The sequence below is a fragment of the Vibrio sp. 10N.286.51.B11 genome (genome assembly GCF_041469245.1).
Taxonomy (GTDB): Bacteria; Pseudomonadota; Gammaproteobacteria; order Enterobacterales; family Vibrionaceae; genus Vibrio; species Vibrio crassostreae_C.
Genome location: NZ_JBFRKI010000010.1, coordinates 1 through 16,919, shown reverse-complemented (window position 1 = coordinate 16,919; position 16,919 = coordinate 1). Strand labels below are relative to the sequence as shown.

The following is a 16,919-nucleotide window of genomic DNA, read 5'->3' as shown; positions in this document are numbered from 1 at the left end:
GCTCATGACCGAAAGCCATTGCTAATCAAAGCTACTGGCAATCAAAGCCATTGGCGATAAAAGCTACGGATGAAAAGCAGTGAATGGAGCGATCCATCACTGCTTTTTTGTTGATGTCGTTTGTGTAAAGGGAAAGACGTTAAGCAACACAGGTCTCGCTTCTTAATGTGCAAGTTTGGCATATGTTAATAAAATGTATAACCTAAAGGTCTGACCACTGATAAGGTAGCCACCATGCCAAACCTCGATCGTATTACTTGTTCTATCGATGAAAACCAAATTGCGACGGTTGTGTTGAATCGACCCGATAAGCTCAATGCTATTGATATGGCAATGTTTCAAGGCGTGAATAACATGGTGACTCAGCTGAAAAAGAACACCGAGATTCGTGCCGTAATAGTAAAAGGTGAGGGTTCTGATTTTTGTTCAGGGCTTGATGTTAAGTCCCTATTAACCAGTAAATCTGGGGCGATGAAGCTCTTGTTTAAATGGCTACCGACATTGCCTAACGCTGCACAACGCTTTTCATTGGGTTGGCGAGATATTCCATGCCCTGTCATTTTTGCGATTCATGGTCGTTGTTGGGGAGGTGGTCTGCAATTGGTCAGTGGCGGTGACTTTAGAATTGCTAGCCCTGATGCGAACTTCTCGATATTGGAAGCAAAGTGGGGTTTGATTCCAGACATGGGAGGCGCTATCGCATTTAGAGAGCTGATGCGTAAAGATCACACCCTAGAAATGGCGATGACGGCCAAAGTGATCGACTGTGAAACCGCGAAAGAATATGGACTGGTGACCAAGGTTGCCGAAGACCCTTACGCTGAAGCCTATGCTTTGGCACTTGAGTGCGCGAATCGGTCGCCAGATGTTGTCGCTGCTAACAAGAAGCTCTACAACAAGACTTGGTGGTCAAGCCCGGGCATGGCTGTATTCTGCGAAACTTGGTATCAGATAAAGGTTGGTTTAGGTAAGAACAGGGCGATTGCTGCTCAACGTGAAATTCATCGAGACAAACCACGCCCTTACGTCGCCAGAAAGTTTAAATAGCGCTTGTACAGGAATAATGGATATTCCCTTTGTTTATTGAGCTTTGCGGTAACCTTAGAGCAATTTAATGTCTAAGGCTAAATGAGCGCTCTGATGAACAAAACTTTTACTTACTCTCTAGCTGCCACTGCAATTTTTACGAGCTTAAATGCATTCGCAAGTGGCCTGTTTTTGCAAGAAGCTGTCGTTGCCAACGCTGGTACTACTGGCGCTGGTGATGGTGTTTACACTCGATCTGCAGCGGCGATGTGGACAAACCCTGCCACTATGTCTCACATGGGCGAAAGCAAAACGACCATCAACACCATGGCATTCGATCTTGAAATGAAGTATCAAGATAACGGTGGTAATCCAGATGGTAAAGCTCATTCCGTAATGCCGTCATTTGGTGCCTTCCACGCTCATCAAGTCACAGACAAATTACACCTTGGTATCGCGCTTGGCGCTGTTGGCGGCTCTAGCCTTGATTACGGCAGTGATTGGGCGGGTGCTGCACTTCTAGAAGATATCACTCTTACTGCAATGCAAGTGAACCCATCACTGAGTTATAAGCTGAATGACCAATGGTCAGTAGGCGCGGGTGTGCAATTCAGTTGGGCTGCATTCCAACAAACAACGTCAATGCTTACTGCGAAGCAAGATACTGACTGGGCATACGGCTATAACCTTGGCGTAATGTACACACCGACAGATAAACTTAAGCTGGGCGCAAGTTACCGTTCTAAGCTAGAGCATGAGTTTAACAATGATGTAAATGGCGTTATTAACCAAGGCGTATTGAATTCATTATCAACTGATATTGCTTTACCTGAAATCATCGATGTCAGTGCGAGCTATGCTTTGAACTCTCAACTTGACCTGCTTGCTAGTATTCAGTTCCACCGTTGGAGTGAATGGGATACAACCGTTCTTGATTTTGGAATAGCAGGAAGTCCAATTAATGGTGTTCCGATTGAGCGTGACTGGGATGACGTTTGGAAATTTGCGGTAGGTGCGGATTATCAATTGAATTCAGACTGGCGTTTGAAAGCTGGCTTCTCTTACGAAACTTCTCCGCAAGACGATCCGTCAATGCAATGGGTTGACCTTCCTGTGGGTGAACAGTACCGCTACTCAGTTGGCGCATCTACCTACTGGGACGACATCTTAATTGATGTGTTCTATGAATACGCTGATTTGGGTTCAGTTGAGATGGATCGATATGGTCGATTTGGTCAAGTTAATCTGTTGAATGGTTCGTTCGATGGCCGTATCCACTTTGTTGGTGTTAGCGCGACCTTCTAATGACATTACGTAATCTACTAATCATTACTTTAGTGTCTTTATTTTCAACGGGTGCTTTTGCTGAAGAGAAGCACCCTGATGATCCGACTAAAATCGTAACCAAAGCTGGCGTTGCTTATAACGAAGATCTGCAGCTCTCTGGGTCTATTGGGCTTGATGAAGCACGAATGATCAATGCTCGTGTTAACGCAGATGGCGAAGAATGGCGAATAGGCGGCTCATGGCTGTTGCCTATGGGTATTGTTAACTTCAACTTTAGCCGTTCTGAATATGACAACGATGCTTATAAGAACAACTACAGTATTGGCACATTTATACCACTGAGCTATTTCGATATTGAGCCGTTCGGTTGGCAAATCTTCCCTATGGCTGGTTACAGCTATAATGACGGCGAAGTAGCGGTTTTCGATGATGATAATGTTGGTTCTGACTATGTATTGATGTCGAGCTCAACACACGGTGGCTACATTGGTGCGTTTGGTTTAAAAACGATTACTGATGAATGGTCTATCATGGGCTTCGGTGGCGGTTCAATGGGGTCTGATGATTATTCAGGGTATTGGGCAGGCGTCGGTGCTAGCTACAAGTTGAGTGACGCTCAATCATTCAACTTCTTCACTATTTTTGCTGAGGACGATTTCGGTGAAAATAACAGTGTTGGCGCGTCTTACACCTATGAGTTCAAATAACTGTTAGCAGGCAGAAATTCGCAGGTGGACACCTCTCGTAAGAACCATTGACTTAGTCCAGATTAAATTGAACAAAGTCGCTTATTAAAACTTAGCGACTTTCTTTTGTTACCATTTCTCCAATCTTTTTTATCTCTTTTTGATGCTTTCTATATCTTTCTCACATGAGAGTGCCGCTCTCTTAATCTAGATTAAGTTTTCGCTGCCTTATTCTCTGTAGTATCCGCCTGAATCAGTGCCCATGCTTAATGGGTAACTTGCGTAACACGATTTTGAGAGGAAGACACTTGAGCACTTTGTTTACAGAAACCCACATTGGCAAGATGACACTAAAGAATCGCTTCATGAGAAGTGCAACGTGGGAAAATATGGCCACCGAAGATGGGCATATGACAGATAAACTGTACGCTATCTATGAAGAGTTGGCTCAAGGTGAAGTCGGCCTGATCGTGACGGGCTACGCGAACATTGTTGAAGAAGAAAAGCCGAATGCAGGCATGATGGGTATGTATAACGACTCATTCATTGAAGAGTATCAAAAGCTGACTCAACTGGTGCACGACAACGACTCTAAAATCGTGATGCAGTTGGCTTATGGTGGCACCAAAACCACGCATGACCTTGGCGAGCGAGTAATCTACGCACCAAGTGAGGTTCCAGAAAAAGGAACTCAAACTCTAGGCAAAGCGATGACCAAAGACGAGATCGACTACATTGTTGATGCGTTTGCTCAAGCGTCTTTGAGAGCACAGAAATCAGGTTTTGATGGCGTTGAAATTCATGCCGCTCACACTTACCTGATTAACCAATTTCTAAGCCCTTATTACAACCAACGTGAAGATGAATACGGCGGTAGCTTAGAAAACCGCATGAGATTTTTGTTAGAGATCTATACCGCGACACGTAAGCTGGTGGGTGATGATTTCCCTATCTTAGTTAAACTCACTGCATCGGAGTTTTTTGAAGGTGGTGTCACCTTTGACGAAACACGTATTGTTTGTAAAAAGCTTGAACAAATGGGCGTGGATGGCATTGTCGTGTCAGGTAATATTCATGGTAAAGCAGACACTATGATTGGCGAGTCGCACGATGGTTTTACCATTCAAGCTGAAGGCTACTTCCATGAGTATGGTCACGCGATAAGCCAAGACGTTAATATCCCAGTGATCACGGTTGGTGGTCTAACGGATTTTGATGCTATCGAAGCGATTGCAAACAACACGGGCATTGAGTACTTCGCGCTTTCAAGACCGCTGCTTTCTGAACCCCATTTAGTGAAGCGTTGGAAGGAAGGGGATAGAAGCCCTGTTGAATGCGAACGATGCTCTAAGTGTCGTACTAAGCGCGGTAACTTCTGCGTGGTGAATAAAGACAGAAAAGTACAGCTTGCTCGAATGTAGTCGCTGAACCCGGCTCCAATCGTGAGCCGAAATTTATAGCTGAGTCTAAGTTTGAGCCTGTGTAATCGCGCAGGCTCTTGTTCATGCCGTATTCTACGAAACGAAATTTGAAACCTTATTAATCACATCTTCCTGTCAAATTGGTGCGACTAAACAGATACACTACGCCTGTAAATTATCCAACCAAGTTATCGATAAAAACTGAGCAAACTTTGAAACTACTTCCTCTTCTTAAGCAACCTCGAATCCACTGACGTCTCTTTAGTTTTAGCGACATTGCTATGATTTAAGCGTGATACTCACTATTCATCCCAGTGAACCCTGTGTTTATAGGGCGTTAGTTTGTGCACCTTGGATTTGCATCGTCGAACATTTTGATAGCTAACGAATAAAACTTAATAGATCATTCAGAGGTAAAAATGCAAAAAAAGCATTGGTCCAAATTCGAGTTGCTGCATGAAGTCGTAACCAACCCCAATATTCACGTAAAAGGTCAACACAGTTATTACAGCGATTGCTGGGATAATGGTTTTGAACAATCGGTAGTGCGTTATTTACACGGCGACGACGTCAGCCGCCAGTGGGAGCCTCGATGGGAAATCGACGAACTCCATATCGGCGATTATGTCTGCATTGGCGCAGAGGTTGTGTTTTTAATGGGTGGCAACCATACCCACAGAGTTGATTGGTTTTCGCTGTATCCATTTATGGATGTAATCGACGATGCCTACATTGGCAAAGGTGACACTCACATTGAAGATGGGGTGTGGTTAGGCATGAGAGCGATGGTGATGCCCGGTGTGACGATTGGCGAAGGCGCTGTGGTTGCAGCGAATAGTGTGGTGACTAAAGACGTCGCTCCATACAGCATTGTCGGTGGTTCTCCAGCTAAAGTCGTCAAATACCGCTTTGATGAGTCCGTTATTGACGAACTCATGTCATTCAAAATATACGAGTGGCCCTCAGATAAATTTGAAGCGCTGAAACCGTATTTATGTAACTCAGACTTTTCAAAGTTAAAGCAGGCGATAACGGATTACGACAATTGTTTGTAAGGAGCACTTGTAAGGAGCACTTGTAACGAGCGTTTGTAAGGAGCGTTTTTAAGGTACGGGTATAGCCACAGATTTGTGTAGAAAGATCTGTGTCATATTTATATTGAAAAACACGTTAAATCAGTCCGTTACCTTGCAATACTCAACATGGTGTACCAATCTTATTTCATAAGCATGGATAAGGATTGTGTATGCCCGCAAGTTCAATGAAAAACAAAGGGGTGGTGGGGAAAGTCTTACTGCCTTCTTTACTCATAAATCTTCTCTCTCTCGCCGTTCCGTTAACGGTTTTGCAAATTTACGATCGTATTTTACCTAACCAAAGTTACGGTACTGCCACTTTGTTGTTGGCGGGTGCAGCGTTGGCTGTTGCCATGGAAGCATTGATCCGGTTTGTGCGTACTTGGCTTTTGTCAGCCGCGGCCAGCAATACCGAGAAAGCGACCTATCAAACTTTGGTTGAAAGAGTAACAACGGCTTCATCAGGCCATCTCCGCCACATTGGTGTTGGCGGCGTGGAAGAGGGGCTTGGTTCTGTATCCAAAGTCAAAGATTGGTATTCCGGTGGTGTGATTGCAGGCTTTATTGATTTGCCTTTTGCCTTGATCTTCTTGGGCTTGGTGGCTTACATCGGCGGTGAGCTGGTGGCGATACCTTTGGCAGTTTGGCTGATTACTCTCGGAATCGTTTGGTTATCTTCTATTCGCGTTAAAAGCTTAAGTGAAGAAGCTTCCCAAGATGAGCAGGAGCGAAAAGCGTTCTTGATTTTACTGAGCCAAACCATTCAAGGAATCAAACGTCAGGCTGTTGAGTCTCGAATCTTCAATCAGTTTAAATCCCTCAATAACGTTCGCTCTCAGTCTAAAGCGAGAGAAGAAGAACAGAACGCCTTTGCCCAAGAATGTATTCAGCTTGCCGCATTAGCCACGTCAGTTTTACTCGTAATTACGGGGAGCTTGTGGGTGTTGGATGGTCAGTTAACTACTGGTGGCTTGGCGGCATGTTCTATCTTATCTGGCAGAGCGGTTGCGCCTTTGAGTGCTCTGGTTGGGGTTAGAATCAAGCTTAATTCAATACACAGTGCCAATCAGGCAATAGAAAAATTGAGTGACTTATCATTATCGGAATCTTCAGATTCTGAGCAAGTTGAGAACCACTTATCTGACTTTGAGACGTTGGAAATCAAGCAAGCGACCGTTGAAAGATATGGTGAACTCTCTCATGCAGATGTCACACTGAATAAAGGTGAGTTGGTTTTGTTAGAGAGTGAGGATCGCCACACCAACAGTCATTTATTGTCGTCGATTGCAGGTATTGATGATCTAAAAGCGGGTGAGTGCTTCATTAACGGAGCTGCAGTTTCAATCGCATCCGTAACCAATATTGCTGCCTACTGTGGCGTTAAAGGGCAGTTGGTGTCGGGTACTATTCTCGACAACTTGTGCGGGTTTGACCCTGAGAAAACGCAAAGCGCCAGTGACTATGCAAAGCGTTTGGGTTTAACCAAAGAGATTACTCGATTACCCGATGGACTAGAGACACAAATTGGCCATACGAGTGCTTCTTTGTTGAGTATGGGTAACGTGAAAATGCTCAATATCGCGGCTCAATTGGCAAGTGATAAACCCATAATCATGTTGGAAAGGCCGGATTCTTCACTTGATTTAGACGCCCTTGGGAATCTAGCTAAGGTGTTGGAAGAAGAAGTAACGGCAGGACGCACGATACTGATGGTGAGCTACCATTCGAAGCTTCGCGAATTTGCTAATCGAATCATTACAGTGGAAAGTCGAGCTATTACGGTCGACAGCGAGAGCAATCAGGAGGCCGTCGTATGAATCGTTTAGATATTGGTAACCCTTCAGGTACGAACAACCGTGCAGATACCAGCGGTCGACAAGAGGTGATGAATCATTTAGAAACCGAGAGCCTTTCCGTTCTTAAGCAGTTGGAAGTTAATGCTAATATCCAGTTGTTCGCACATCAATGGGTCGATGAAAATGGCATTGAATCAATCGACGATATGTTTGCCTTGTTCGACAGGCTTGCACTGCCTTATCGCTTGGTTGCCAACCTAGATGAAGTTGGTGAACATAAATTGGTCTTACTGGTACTTGGTGAACATGAGCTGGTCTCTGGTCATTTGGAATCCAAGCAATTTGTTGCCTTTAATGCCAATAACGACATCACCGATGTCCCTCAGTTTTGTATTGTTATCGAAGGGCCACCATTAGAGAAGGCCTCTCCTGATTGGGTTGGTGAAAGGTTACATGCGTTTCGTCCCATCATTCCTAAATTGTTATTGGTCAGCTTTATCACTAACTTATTTGCGCTTGCTGTTCCCTTCATCACGATGTCGATTTATGACCATGTGATTGGTGGTGATGCAGGGCATGAGTTGCAAGGTATCGCCATTGGCGCGGCGTTGTTGTTTGTGATGATGGGTTGGTTGAGAACATTACGTAGCCGAGTGTTTGCTTCAGTTTCCAACCGAGTAAGTCGTGAGATTTCTCAATCCCTCGTGCAGCGTCTGCTTCGTAATAGCTATGCTCAAAATCAGCAAACAGCTTCTTCTAGTCAGCAAAACCAAGTGATGTTGTCAGAGCGTATTTCAGGTGTGCTATCGGGGCCATTAGGAAATGCGTTATTTGACCTACCATTCATTCTAATTTTTGTACTAGCGATAGGAGTTTTAGGCGGATGGTTGGTACTGGTTCCAGTCGTCTCTTTAATCCTTTATTACTTGCTAGCAAAACGCTCGATACGCTCTAGCAGCAAGCGCTCGATGCAATCGACAGTCGCAGGTACGAATCGTCAAAACATGACTAATGAGCTGTCATCCAAGCTTGCCTTTATTCGCAGTGCTGGATTCTCAGAGCACTGGATTCAACGTTTCAAAAAAGCCAATCTTCTTGCTTCAACAGTGACCTTTAATCAATCGGTTCTCCAGAGTCGGTACACCTCGATTTACTATTTCATTGGTGTGGGCTCGACACTCGCCGTGATGGGGTTAGGCATAGGACTTATTTTTGAACAAGTGATGACGCCCGGTGGTTTGATTGCTTCAATGATGTTGATATCTAAGGTGACGGGTCCTGCTCAGGTGTTGGCAAACAGCGCGATGCGTTTTAATAGCTTTAATCAATCCAAGCTGCAAGTGAACCGTATTTTGTCTCAGCCGTCTGAGCGTGAATTCAGTTACCAGCATCACCCGTTACCCGTGGTAGCGCCTAACTTGAAATTAGACCAAGTGACGCTGCGCTATCCCAAACAGAGTCGCCCCGCTTTGAATGGTGTGAGTTTTGATATTGAAGCCGGTGAAGTTGTCGCGATTACCGGCCCTTCTGGGAGCGGTAAATCAACATTAATTGAAGTGCTGTCTGGCTTGCAGCCTATCCAAAATGGCATGGTCGAGCTTGAAGGCGTTAACCTCGTTCAATACGACCCGCAGCTTTATCGCCACTGGTGTTTCATTCGAGCCGCATATCCTGATTTGCTTACGCTGAGTATTCGAGAGTGGCTAAACGACGGTCACAAAGTCGAAGATCAGAAAATGATCTCTGCAATTGAAATGGTCGGCGGAAAGCGTTGGTTCGAGACATTATCAGGTGGGCTCGATACTTCCATCAGCAGTATTCAGCCGGACAGCCTTTTTGACATGTTGTCTGGCAGCGTCGCACAGATCCTAATTGATGCAAAAGCGCTGGTTTATGACTACCCAATGTTCTTAATGGATAATCCTGTGCCTGATGCTCACCCAAATGCTAAACGTATATTTGGTGAGTTTGTGAAGTCGAAAAAAGGAAAAGCAACGGTGATTTACACGTCCCACGATCCGGATTTAATCAAGCTTGCCGATAAAGTGGTGGTATTAAATGAAGGTGCAGTGGTTTATGCCGGTCCATTAGAGCCGGAGCAGTCTTCGAAGCAGGAACAGCCTTCAGAGCCTCAAGCTTCTCAAGAACCGCAGTTATCTGAGCAACCGTTATCTCAAGAGCTACAGCCGTCAACTCAAGAGGCGTCTGCTCAACAAAATGCAGCCCAACAAGAACAATCAGAGTCTAAGCAAGGAGTCGCTAATGACTAAACAATCTATCGAGAAGGGCAAGCGCTACGGTGAGCTTGTTGAATCACAAAATACGGCTCGTACATTGGCGCTGGCCACATGGTCGGTTGCCTTATGTGTTATTGCTTTTGCCACTTGGTCTGTAGTCACTCAAGTTGATGAAATCGCCAAAGCCAAAGGTGCTGTGATTCCGGAAGGCGAGAAGCAAGTATTACAAAGTGCGATTGGCGGTAAGTTAAAGCAAATTCTTGTTAAAGAAGGCCAGTTGGTAGAGAAAGGCCAGCCGCTTGTTGAGTTTGATGCCACTTTCCAGCGTACCGCCCTTGAAGAGCTAAAGTCCCAACAAGTGACGCTTCTAGCCAGTGTGGAACGTATGAATGCGCTGCTTGAGCAACGTGAGCCTAACCTTGCTGAGTTTGAGGTCGATTACCCAGAGATCGTCAGCCAGCAAAAAGCGCAGCTGAACGCGCAAAAAGCCCTCTACTTCCAAAAGCGTGTGGTGCTTGAGAAAGAGAGCGAGCAAATTGCAGAGCAGCTTCGTAGCGTAGAAAAGGCCTTGCCGAGTTATGAGAAAGAGTTAAATGCGACTAAGCAAGAGTTGAACATACTGGAGAAGGGTTATAAAGCGGGTAACATTTCACGTTTACGTGTGCTTGAAATGCGACAAAAATTGGCCAGTATCGAACAGAAAATCGAAGAAGCTCGTGGTAAGAAGTCGGTATTGATTAGACAAGCTGACAGTAATGACCAAAAAATCATACAGCTTCTGGCGGAAGCGAAAGCTAAAGTGAGCGATGATCGTTCTAAAGCCGTATCTGACTTATCAGCATTGAATGCTAGAGTTCGTTCAAGCCAAGCTAAATTGACGAACACTATGTTAGTGTCACCGCTACAAGGCTTGGTGCAAAGCATACCAAGCACGCAGGATGGTGGTGTTATTCAGCCGGGTGGCACGGTAGTTGAAATTGTGCCTGTCGGAGGGAACGCTGACTTCAAAGCACGTTTGTCCCCAAGAGATATTGGTTTTGTGAGTGTTGGGCAGCCCACTCGAGTCAAGATTGATGCGTTTGATTACAGCCGCTTTGGGGCTTTAAAAGGGGCGGTAGAGAGTATTTCACCGACCACAAGTCAAAGCGAACGTGGCGAGATCTATTATGAAGTTGTAGTGTCGGTTGATACGCCTTACTTCCGTGATAACCCTGAAAGCTTTTCCATACTGCCGGGTATGACGGGTGAAGTAGACATCACAACTGGCGAGAAGTCGGTGTTCCAATACTTATGGAAACCGATTTATACCAATGTTAGCGTGGCGTTTGGAGAGAGGTAAAGTCCTCCACTCTGGCTTGCATAAAAAAGGAGCACATGCCGTGCTCCTTTTTTTATCTAACCGAAGGGGTGATGTTCTAGTTATTTGGGTCTATGTCAGGCAGTCCGTCAACGTCATTATGATGGTGTAAAGAATCATCAATAGATGGGTTATCGGTATGGTGAGACAGCCCATCACTCATACCATCGTCAGTTTGCTCAGCCCCATAAGCACTCTCGGCATCACTGAAAATGATATCGATATCATGCGCTACTGGTACATTGTGTGACGGTGAATCTATAGACGGCGAGTCAGCATTAATACCCAGAGCGTCTAGGTAAGCATGGGCACCAGAACGCTGTTCGTGTTCGCCTATCGCTGTATGTTCTAGGTTTGCCGTCACCTCATCAAAATTAAGAGTAACTTCATCAGGGGTGCTGAAAGAGGCATCCGGTTCATCCGCTTGGCTCATGCCGGGTGCTGGAGGAGGTGGTGGAGCGATTGGCGATAAATCCATGCCAGTTAGTGTGGTTTGGTCAATGTGATGTCCGCTGTTTCCATGGACGGATTGCGAGTGCAAATGTAGGTGCACCGCGACTTGTGAGTTTTGATCGCCTCCTAGGGTTAAAACAAACGAGTCGGTTTCGTCTGTACCACTACCGTAAGAGCCTCCTGTATGTGTCTTAACGACGCCTGATGAAGTTTGTTGGTAATCGTAACTCAACTCTCCGGTTGCAGGATTGACATGCAAAGTACCAAATTGACCGTGTAATGCAGTGAGAGAGTGTCCGTGGTGATCTGATATTCCCCAGCCTGTCATTGGCGTAGGCGTTCCTTGGTGAATAATTGGAGGAATTCCGATTGAGGCATGCAGGTCCTGATTGCCTGCACTGCCGGTAATTTTTGCAGGGGCAACTAGGGTTGGCATTGGTGGAACATCGCTGTGTCCATCAATGCGCATTTCAACTTCTTGAGTTGTAATGCCCCCGTGTCCATCATCGACTAATAGAGAAAACTTATCGGTCAATTGTTCACCATTATTTAAAGCATTAACATGGCTATTGCTGTTATTAAGTGTGTAGACCCAAGTTTGTGTATTGCTATTATAGGTAACAGAACCATACTGTGGCTGATGTTGGCTATCAATACTGACAGAATGTTGATCGCTATGATCAACATCGCTGATAATAATTTGCCCAGAGGTCGCATTTGCAACATCTTCATCAATGTTATGTGCACCTGCGATAACTTCAGAAACTGTTGGTTTATCATTAGTGCCATGCACATTGATGGTAATAATTTGTTTATCACCACCAGCGGTCGTTACTTCATATTGAACCTGCTCGACTTGCCCTGCCGCTAAGTGCTGAATATTGGCATTGGGAACCGAATAAGCCCAATCACCGGCTTTTCCAATGGTCAGATGACCGCCATAGGGATCACTGATCGCATGGGCATTACGAGTGTCGTAAAAATGATCTTCACCGGCATCAGGATCGATAACATTCAACACGCCAGTGACAAATATCGTATGTTGGGCATCACCTTGTACGTGGCGATCTTCTGTTATTTGACCGCTTTTATCTCCGGCGAAGATCGCAGCATCGCCAACTGCCGAGAGTGTTGTTGATGCACCGGTGTGGGTCACACCACCGTGGGCATCTTTGACGTCATAGCTAAAATGGACATCGCCGTTATAGTCTTTTTCTGGCGTAAAGGTAAAGGTGCCATCGCCATTAATTAATATCGAACCATGGTCGGCGTGTAGGTTCTCAATGGATAATTTGCCAATATCGTTATCATCGATATCAGTTGTGTTAGCAAGTAGCAGTGCTGGGGTGAGGACAATTTTGCTATCTTCTAAGCCATTCGCTAAACGCACTTCAGCCGAGGCAATTGGCGCATCATTGGTGCCATGAACGGTCACTGTGATATCTTTTTTAGCACTGCCATCAATAGATTCAACGGTAAAGGTTTGCTGGAAGCTTTCCCCTGCGCCTAAATGTTGGACTTTATCATTGTCAATATCGTATGACCAATGGCCCTTTGCGTTGATATTGAACCGACCACCTTCGGCGGTGGTGATGGTTTGTGCAATAAAACCGGCTTGGTCGTGATCGGGGTCAATCACGTGTAACGTGCCACCACTGCTGAGCTGATTAGTGGTATTGCCAAAGGAAGTGTGATCTTCGTAAACATGATTATTGAGGCTGGAGTAGGGCGTTACTTCAATTTTTGCTTGGTTATCTTCACCGGTCACCTTCACCATAATGGTGAGCTTTTGACCATCATTGGTTTCGATTTCGTAGGGGAGCTCCATCGACTCGCCAGCATGTAGGCTACCAATGAGATCGTCCGCATGACGATTGGTAACAGCTTCTAATCTGAATTGATAAGTGCCATTAGGCCAAACATCAAGGTGACCAGGCTCAACCCCTTGGCCTAAATACTTCCCGCTAAAAACAAACTGAGTGTTATCACCACTATCAGGGTCAATTAGCTGAAGCTGGCCTCTATAGAATTTAAATTCACTATCCAGCGCTTGTGTTTCAGTGAGCTGAATGACATTAGAAACCAGTGTGGCTTTATCATCTGTCCCGGCAATCGTAAGCGTGGCGGTTTGTTGCGTACTTCCACCATGGCCATCTTCTACTTGATAGGTGATAGCGATTTGTTGCGACTGACCATTTGCCAAATGATTAAATGCGGGATCAGTGGCATCAACAATTAACGTATGCCCATCAGCATCTAAGGTAATGCCCGTTGGAAGTTGGCCCGACTGAGGTTGACCATCGATGGCATATTCAAGGTGACTGATAGTTAAAGCGTCGCCGTCTTTATCTGTGGCACCTACTAGCAGATTGAGGGTGTGATGATTATCGGCCCCCTCACTGACACTGTCGGTTAAAGGCGTCACATCAGGGTTGTCGTTAACCGCAGCTAAGTTGGTGGTTGCGCCGGTGTGGGTCACACCACCGTGTGCATCCTTAACGTCATAGCTGAAGTGTACATCGCCGTTATAGTCTTTCTCTGGGGTAAACGTAAACGTACCATCGGCATTGTTTAGAATAGAGCCATGGTCGACATGGAGGTTTTCAATGGTTAGCTTACCGGCGTCATTGGCATCCACATCGACGGTATTCGCTAATAGTTGCGCAGTGGTTAAGGTTTGGCGTGTATCTTCACTGCCATTTGCAAGCACAACTTCAGATGAACAGTAAGGTCTGTCGTTACTGCCGTGAATGGTGATGACAATATCGTGTGTTGTACCATCTTTTGAATGGACTGTAATCGTATCGGTTAGGCTTTGCCCTTCACCAAGCTGGTCAATTGCAGTGCCACGCGTTGTGGGTCTAGCACCTATACCTGATAGATGCCCAGCATCGGCATGGTAATGCCAGGTGCCATCGGTGAGTAAGATTAGATCGCCATAGGTGCCGTGATAGTCGTAACCATTGCTGCCTTGGCGTTCAAATCCTGACTCGCCTACATCGGGGTCTGTGATGGTCAGCTTGCCATCAGCATAGAGTGTTGTATTGCCAAGTGTGGCGATGCCTGAGTGAGCATAGTCGGGTGACATGTCGACACCCGCGCTGTTTTCGGTTATTGAACCAGTATCAACGCCAGCGATTTGGGCTTTATCGCCAACAGCCGAGAGCGTCGTTGATGCGCCAGTGTGTGTTGTACCACCATGCGCGTCTTTCACATCGTAGGTGAAGTGGACGCTGCCGTTGTAATTGTGGCTTGGAGTGAAGGTGAAGGTTCCATCGTGATTGTCTTGAATCGAGCCATGGTCAGCATGCAAATTAGCGATAGTGAGCTTACCTGCATCGTTGGCGTCTACGTCAACAGTATTAGCGATTAGCTCGGTTGCTGTGATGGTTTGAGCAAGATCTTCTTTACCGTTGTTCAGTTGCACTTCACCAGAACAATACGGACGGTCGTTATCGCCATGAACGGTGACAACAATATCGTGAGTGGTGCCATCAGCCGATTTGACGGTGACAGTATCCGTTATCGATTCACCTTGGCCGAGGTGATCAATCTTTCTACCTGTTGCGTCTTGGCCTATGGAAGCGTAGTAGCTCCAATCTCCGTTACTCTGAAGTATGACACGACCATGAGTGCCGTAATAAACGCCGGTTTGGGCATGGCTTTCACCGGAGTCTGGATCAACAATGTTCAGGTGACCATCAGTGTGTATTTCGTCGTTCCATAATTTGCCGATGTTTCCATGCATATGATCTGGTGAGCGATCATCGACGTAGCCACCAGACATTGTACCATCTGGTGCTGTATAGGTATGCCCTTCATGAACATCTCCAGTATAGACACCGCCGATAACGGCAGAATTATTAACCCCTGTAATCGTTATTGAGAGGTTTTGAGTGCTGCTCGCATTATGCTCGTCTGTGACTGTTACTGGAACAGTCAATGTCTTCGTGACACCTGATGCTAACGATTGATAGCTAGAGTGAGCAGGATCGAAGCTATAACTGCCGTCCGGATTAACCACCAAGCCATCAATCTGCGGTGCGCTGTAAGTCAAGGCCGCACCGGTATCAATATCTTGGCCAACCATTTGTCCATTTAGAACGCTTCCACCTTCAGTCACTGAGTGGGACTGAGCATTGATGGTTGGGGCATCGTTGGTACCATGAACCGTTAGCTCTATCGTGTGTGTTGTACCATCTGCTGAGCGTATAATGGCTGAATCGTGTTTAACTTCGCCTTGCGCTAAGTTCTGTATATTGCGGTTGTCGAGGGTATAGGTGTAGTGACCGTCGCGCATGAGCAGTATGTGCCCACCCAGTTTGGTGTCGTAGCCAATACCTTGATAGGTTTGTGAGCCTATATTCGGATCAAACTGTGCCTCTCCCTTATCAGGGTCTTGGATGTTTAATCTGCCGTCGTAATGCAGTTGGTAGTGGGTATCTATATAGCCGCGATCTTCAGTTACTCCCCGTAAGTCTGCATTGGCTTGTGCGTCGGTAATAATCGCGTTATCTGGAGTTGCGATAAGATCAAACTTAGCTTGAGTGCTGACGCTGCCCCCATGGCCGTCAACCACATCATAGGTGAGTCGAATCTCACCATTGAAATCTTTATCTGGCGTGAAGGTATAAGTGCCATCTTTATTATCAGTCAGGCTACCGTGTGTCGCTTGCAAATTTGTCACGTGCAATACATCGCTACTATCCACATCGCTTGCATGTGTTAGCAAGTCAGAAGCCTTGATGGTTACGGGTTGATCCTCTTTACCCGCAGGAAGCTGAGTCCACGCACTGACAATTGGTTTGTCGTTGCTGCCTTGCACATCGATAACGACTTTATGAGGGACTGTCGCTCCTGTTGAATCGGTAGCGGTGATCCAGAATGATTCAGACTGATGTTCACCAGCCGCGAGTTTATCCGCGGCACCGCCGGTTGAATTGTCTAGCTGATAGTGCCAATGACCATGCTGATCAATCGACAGCGTTCCCCATTGACCTTGGGGTTGATTGATTGCCCACGTAACGGTGTCGGACTTATCTATATCAGTCGCGATTAAGCTCCCTGTCGCATCGGGGTTTCCTGCCGTGTTCAAGCCCTGTTCGATCACCGCGCCACTTGAGGTACCTGAGATAGTAGGGCGGTCATTGGTGCCATTAATCGTCACTTTGATGGTCGACGGTGTGCCATCAACGGAAGAGACGGTAAAGGTTTCTTCGACTTTATCGCCGACGTTCAATTGATTAAACGCACTGTTGGCGGTGAATGTCCATTGGCCATTAGCACCAATGGTGAGGTTGCCGTTGGTGCCAGTAATCGAATCCGGTGTGAATGCGTTATCTGGATTATCCACGTCGGTACTGGTGAGAGCTCCTGATGTCGTTACCGCTTTGTCAGTTTCATCGATAGCGATGGTCGCACTGCTGACAGTAGCGGTGTCGTTAGTACCGTTGATTGTCACCTTGATAGTGGACGGTGTTCCATCAACAGACGACACCGTGAAGGTTTCTTCTACTTTATCGCCGACGTTTAACTGATTAAACGCGCTGCTCGCGGTGAACACCCAATGACCATTAGCAT

9 protein-coding genes are annotated in these 16,919 nt (G+C 46.1%); 8 read left to right on the top strand and 1 reads right to left on the bottom strand.

The window, feature by feature from the left end; translation table 11 throughout:
• Positions 1 to 234: 234 nt before the first annotated feature.
• The 8 genes from AB4154_RS05975 (at position 235) to AB4154_RS05940 (ending at position 10,868) form a co-directional block, all read left to right on the top strand.
• On the top strand, positions 235 to 1,047 hold the full coding sequence (locus tag AB4154_RS05975; RefSeq protein WP_372122463.1) for a crotonase/enoyl-CoA hydratase family protein: 813 nt from the start codon (positions 235 to 237) through the stop codon (positions 1,045 to 1,047).
• A 93-nt stretch (positions 1,048 to 1,140) separates the two neighbouring features.
• Positions 1,141 to 2,331: an OmpP1/FadL family transporter gene (locus tag AB4154_RS05970; RefSeq protein ID WP_017064441.1), complete on the top strand. Its 1,191-nt coding sequence runs from the start codon at positions 1,141 to 1,143 to the stop codon at positions 2,329 to 2,331.
• On the top strand, positions 2,331 to 3,020 hold the full coding sequence (locus AB4154_RS05965; protein ID WP_372122461.1) for a hypothetical protein: 690 nt from the start codon (positions 2,331 to 2,333) through the stop codon (positions 3,018 to 3,020). Before AB4154_RS05970 ends, AB4154_RS05965 begins: the two co-directional genes overlap by 1 nt.
• Positions 3,021 to 3,307: 287 nt before the next feature.
• Positions 3,308 to 4,420, top strand: coding sequence for an NADH:flavin oxidoreductase (locus AB4154_RS05960; RefSeq protein ID WP_108208384.1), 1,113 nt, complete (start codon positions 3,308 to 3,310; stop codon positions 4,418 to 4,420).
• 419 nt (positions 4,421 to 4,839) lie between these two features.
• Positions 4,840 to 5,475, top strand: a complete 636-nt coding sequence (locus AB4154_RS05955; RefSeq protein ID WP_372122459.1) for a CatB-related O-acetyltransferase — start codon at positions 4,840 to 4,842, stop codon at positions 5,473 to 5,475.
• Between the two features lie 191 nt (positions 5,476 to 5,666).
• Positions 5,667 to 7,313: an ABC transporter ATP-binding protein gene (locus tag AB4154_RS05950; protein WP_017066510.1), complete on the top strand. Its 1,647-nt coding sequence runs from the start codon at positions 5,667 to 5,669 to the stop codon at positions 7,311 to 7,313.
• Positions 7,310 to 9,562, top strand: a complete 2,253-nt coding sequence (locus tag AB4154_RS05945) for an ABC transporter transmembrane domain-containing protein (RefSeq protein WP_372122457.1) — start codon at positions 7,310 to 7,312, stop codon at positions 9,560 to 9,562. Before AB4154_RS05950 ends, AB4154_RS05945 begins: the two co-directional genes overlap by 4 nt.
• Positions 9,555 to 10,868, top strand: coding sequence for an HlyD family type I secretion periplasmic adaptor subunit (locus AB4154_RS05940; protein ID WP_017061737.1), 1,314 nt, complete (start codon positions 9,555 to 9,557; stop codon positions 10,866 to 10,868). Before AB4154_RS05945 ends, AB4154_RS05940 begins: the two co-directional genes overlap by 8 nt.
• A gap of 76 nt (positions 10,869 to 10,944) precedes the next feature.
• On the opposite strand, the gene AB4154_RS05935 is transcribed toward AB4154_RS05940, so the two are convergent.
• Positions 10,945 to 16,919, bottom strand: a 5,975-nt coding sequence (locus AB4154_RS05935) for a VCBS domain-containing protein (RefSeq protein WP_372122455.1), incomplete at its 5' end; no start/stop codon positions are given.

Excerpts from the sequence above, each read along its gene's own strand:
- AB4154_RS05945 (WP_372122457.1), top strand. The coding sequence starts at position 7,310 with ATGAATCGTTTAGATATTGGTAACCCTTCAGGTACGAACAACCGTGCA.
- AB4154_RS05970 (WP_017064441.1), top strand. The coding sequence starts at position 1,141 with ATGAACAAAACTTTTACTTACTCTCTAGCTGCCACTGCAATTTTTACG.
- AB4154_RS05975 (WP_372122463.1), top strand. The coding sequence starts at position 235 with ATGCCAAACCTCGATCGTATTACTTGTTCTATCGATGAAAACCAAATT.
- AB4154_RS05955 (WP_372122459.1), top strand. The coding sequence starts at position 4,840 with ATGCAAAAAAAGCATTGGTCCAAATTCGAGTTGCTGCATGAAGTCGTA.
- AB4154_RS05950 (WP_017066510.1), top strand. The coding sequence starts at position 5,667 with ATGCCCGCAAGTTCAATGAAAAACAAAGGGGTGGTGGGGAAAGTCTTA.
- AB4154_RS05965 (WP_372122461.1), top strand. The coding sequence starts at position 2,331 with ATGACATTACGTAATCTACTAATCATTACTTTAGTGTCTTTATTTTCA.
- AB4154_RS05940 (WP_017061737.1), top strand. The coding sequence starts at position 9,555 with ATGACTAAACAATCTATCGAGAAGGGCAAGCGCTACGGTGAGCTTGTT.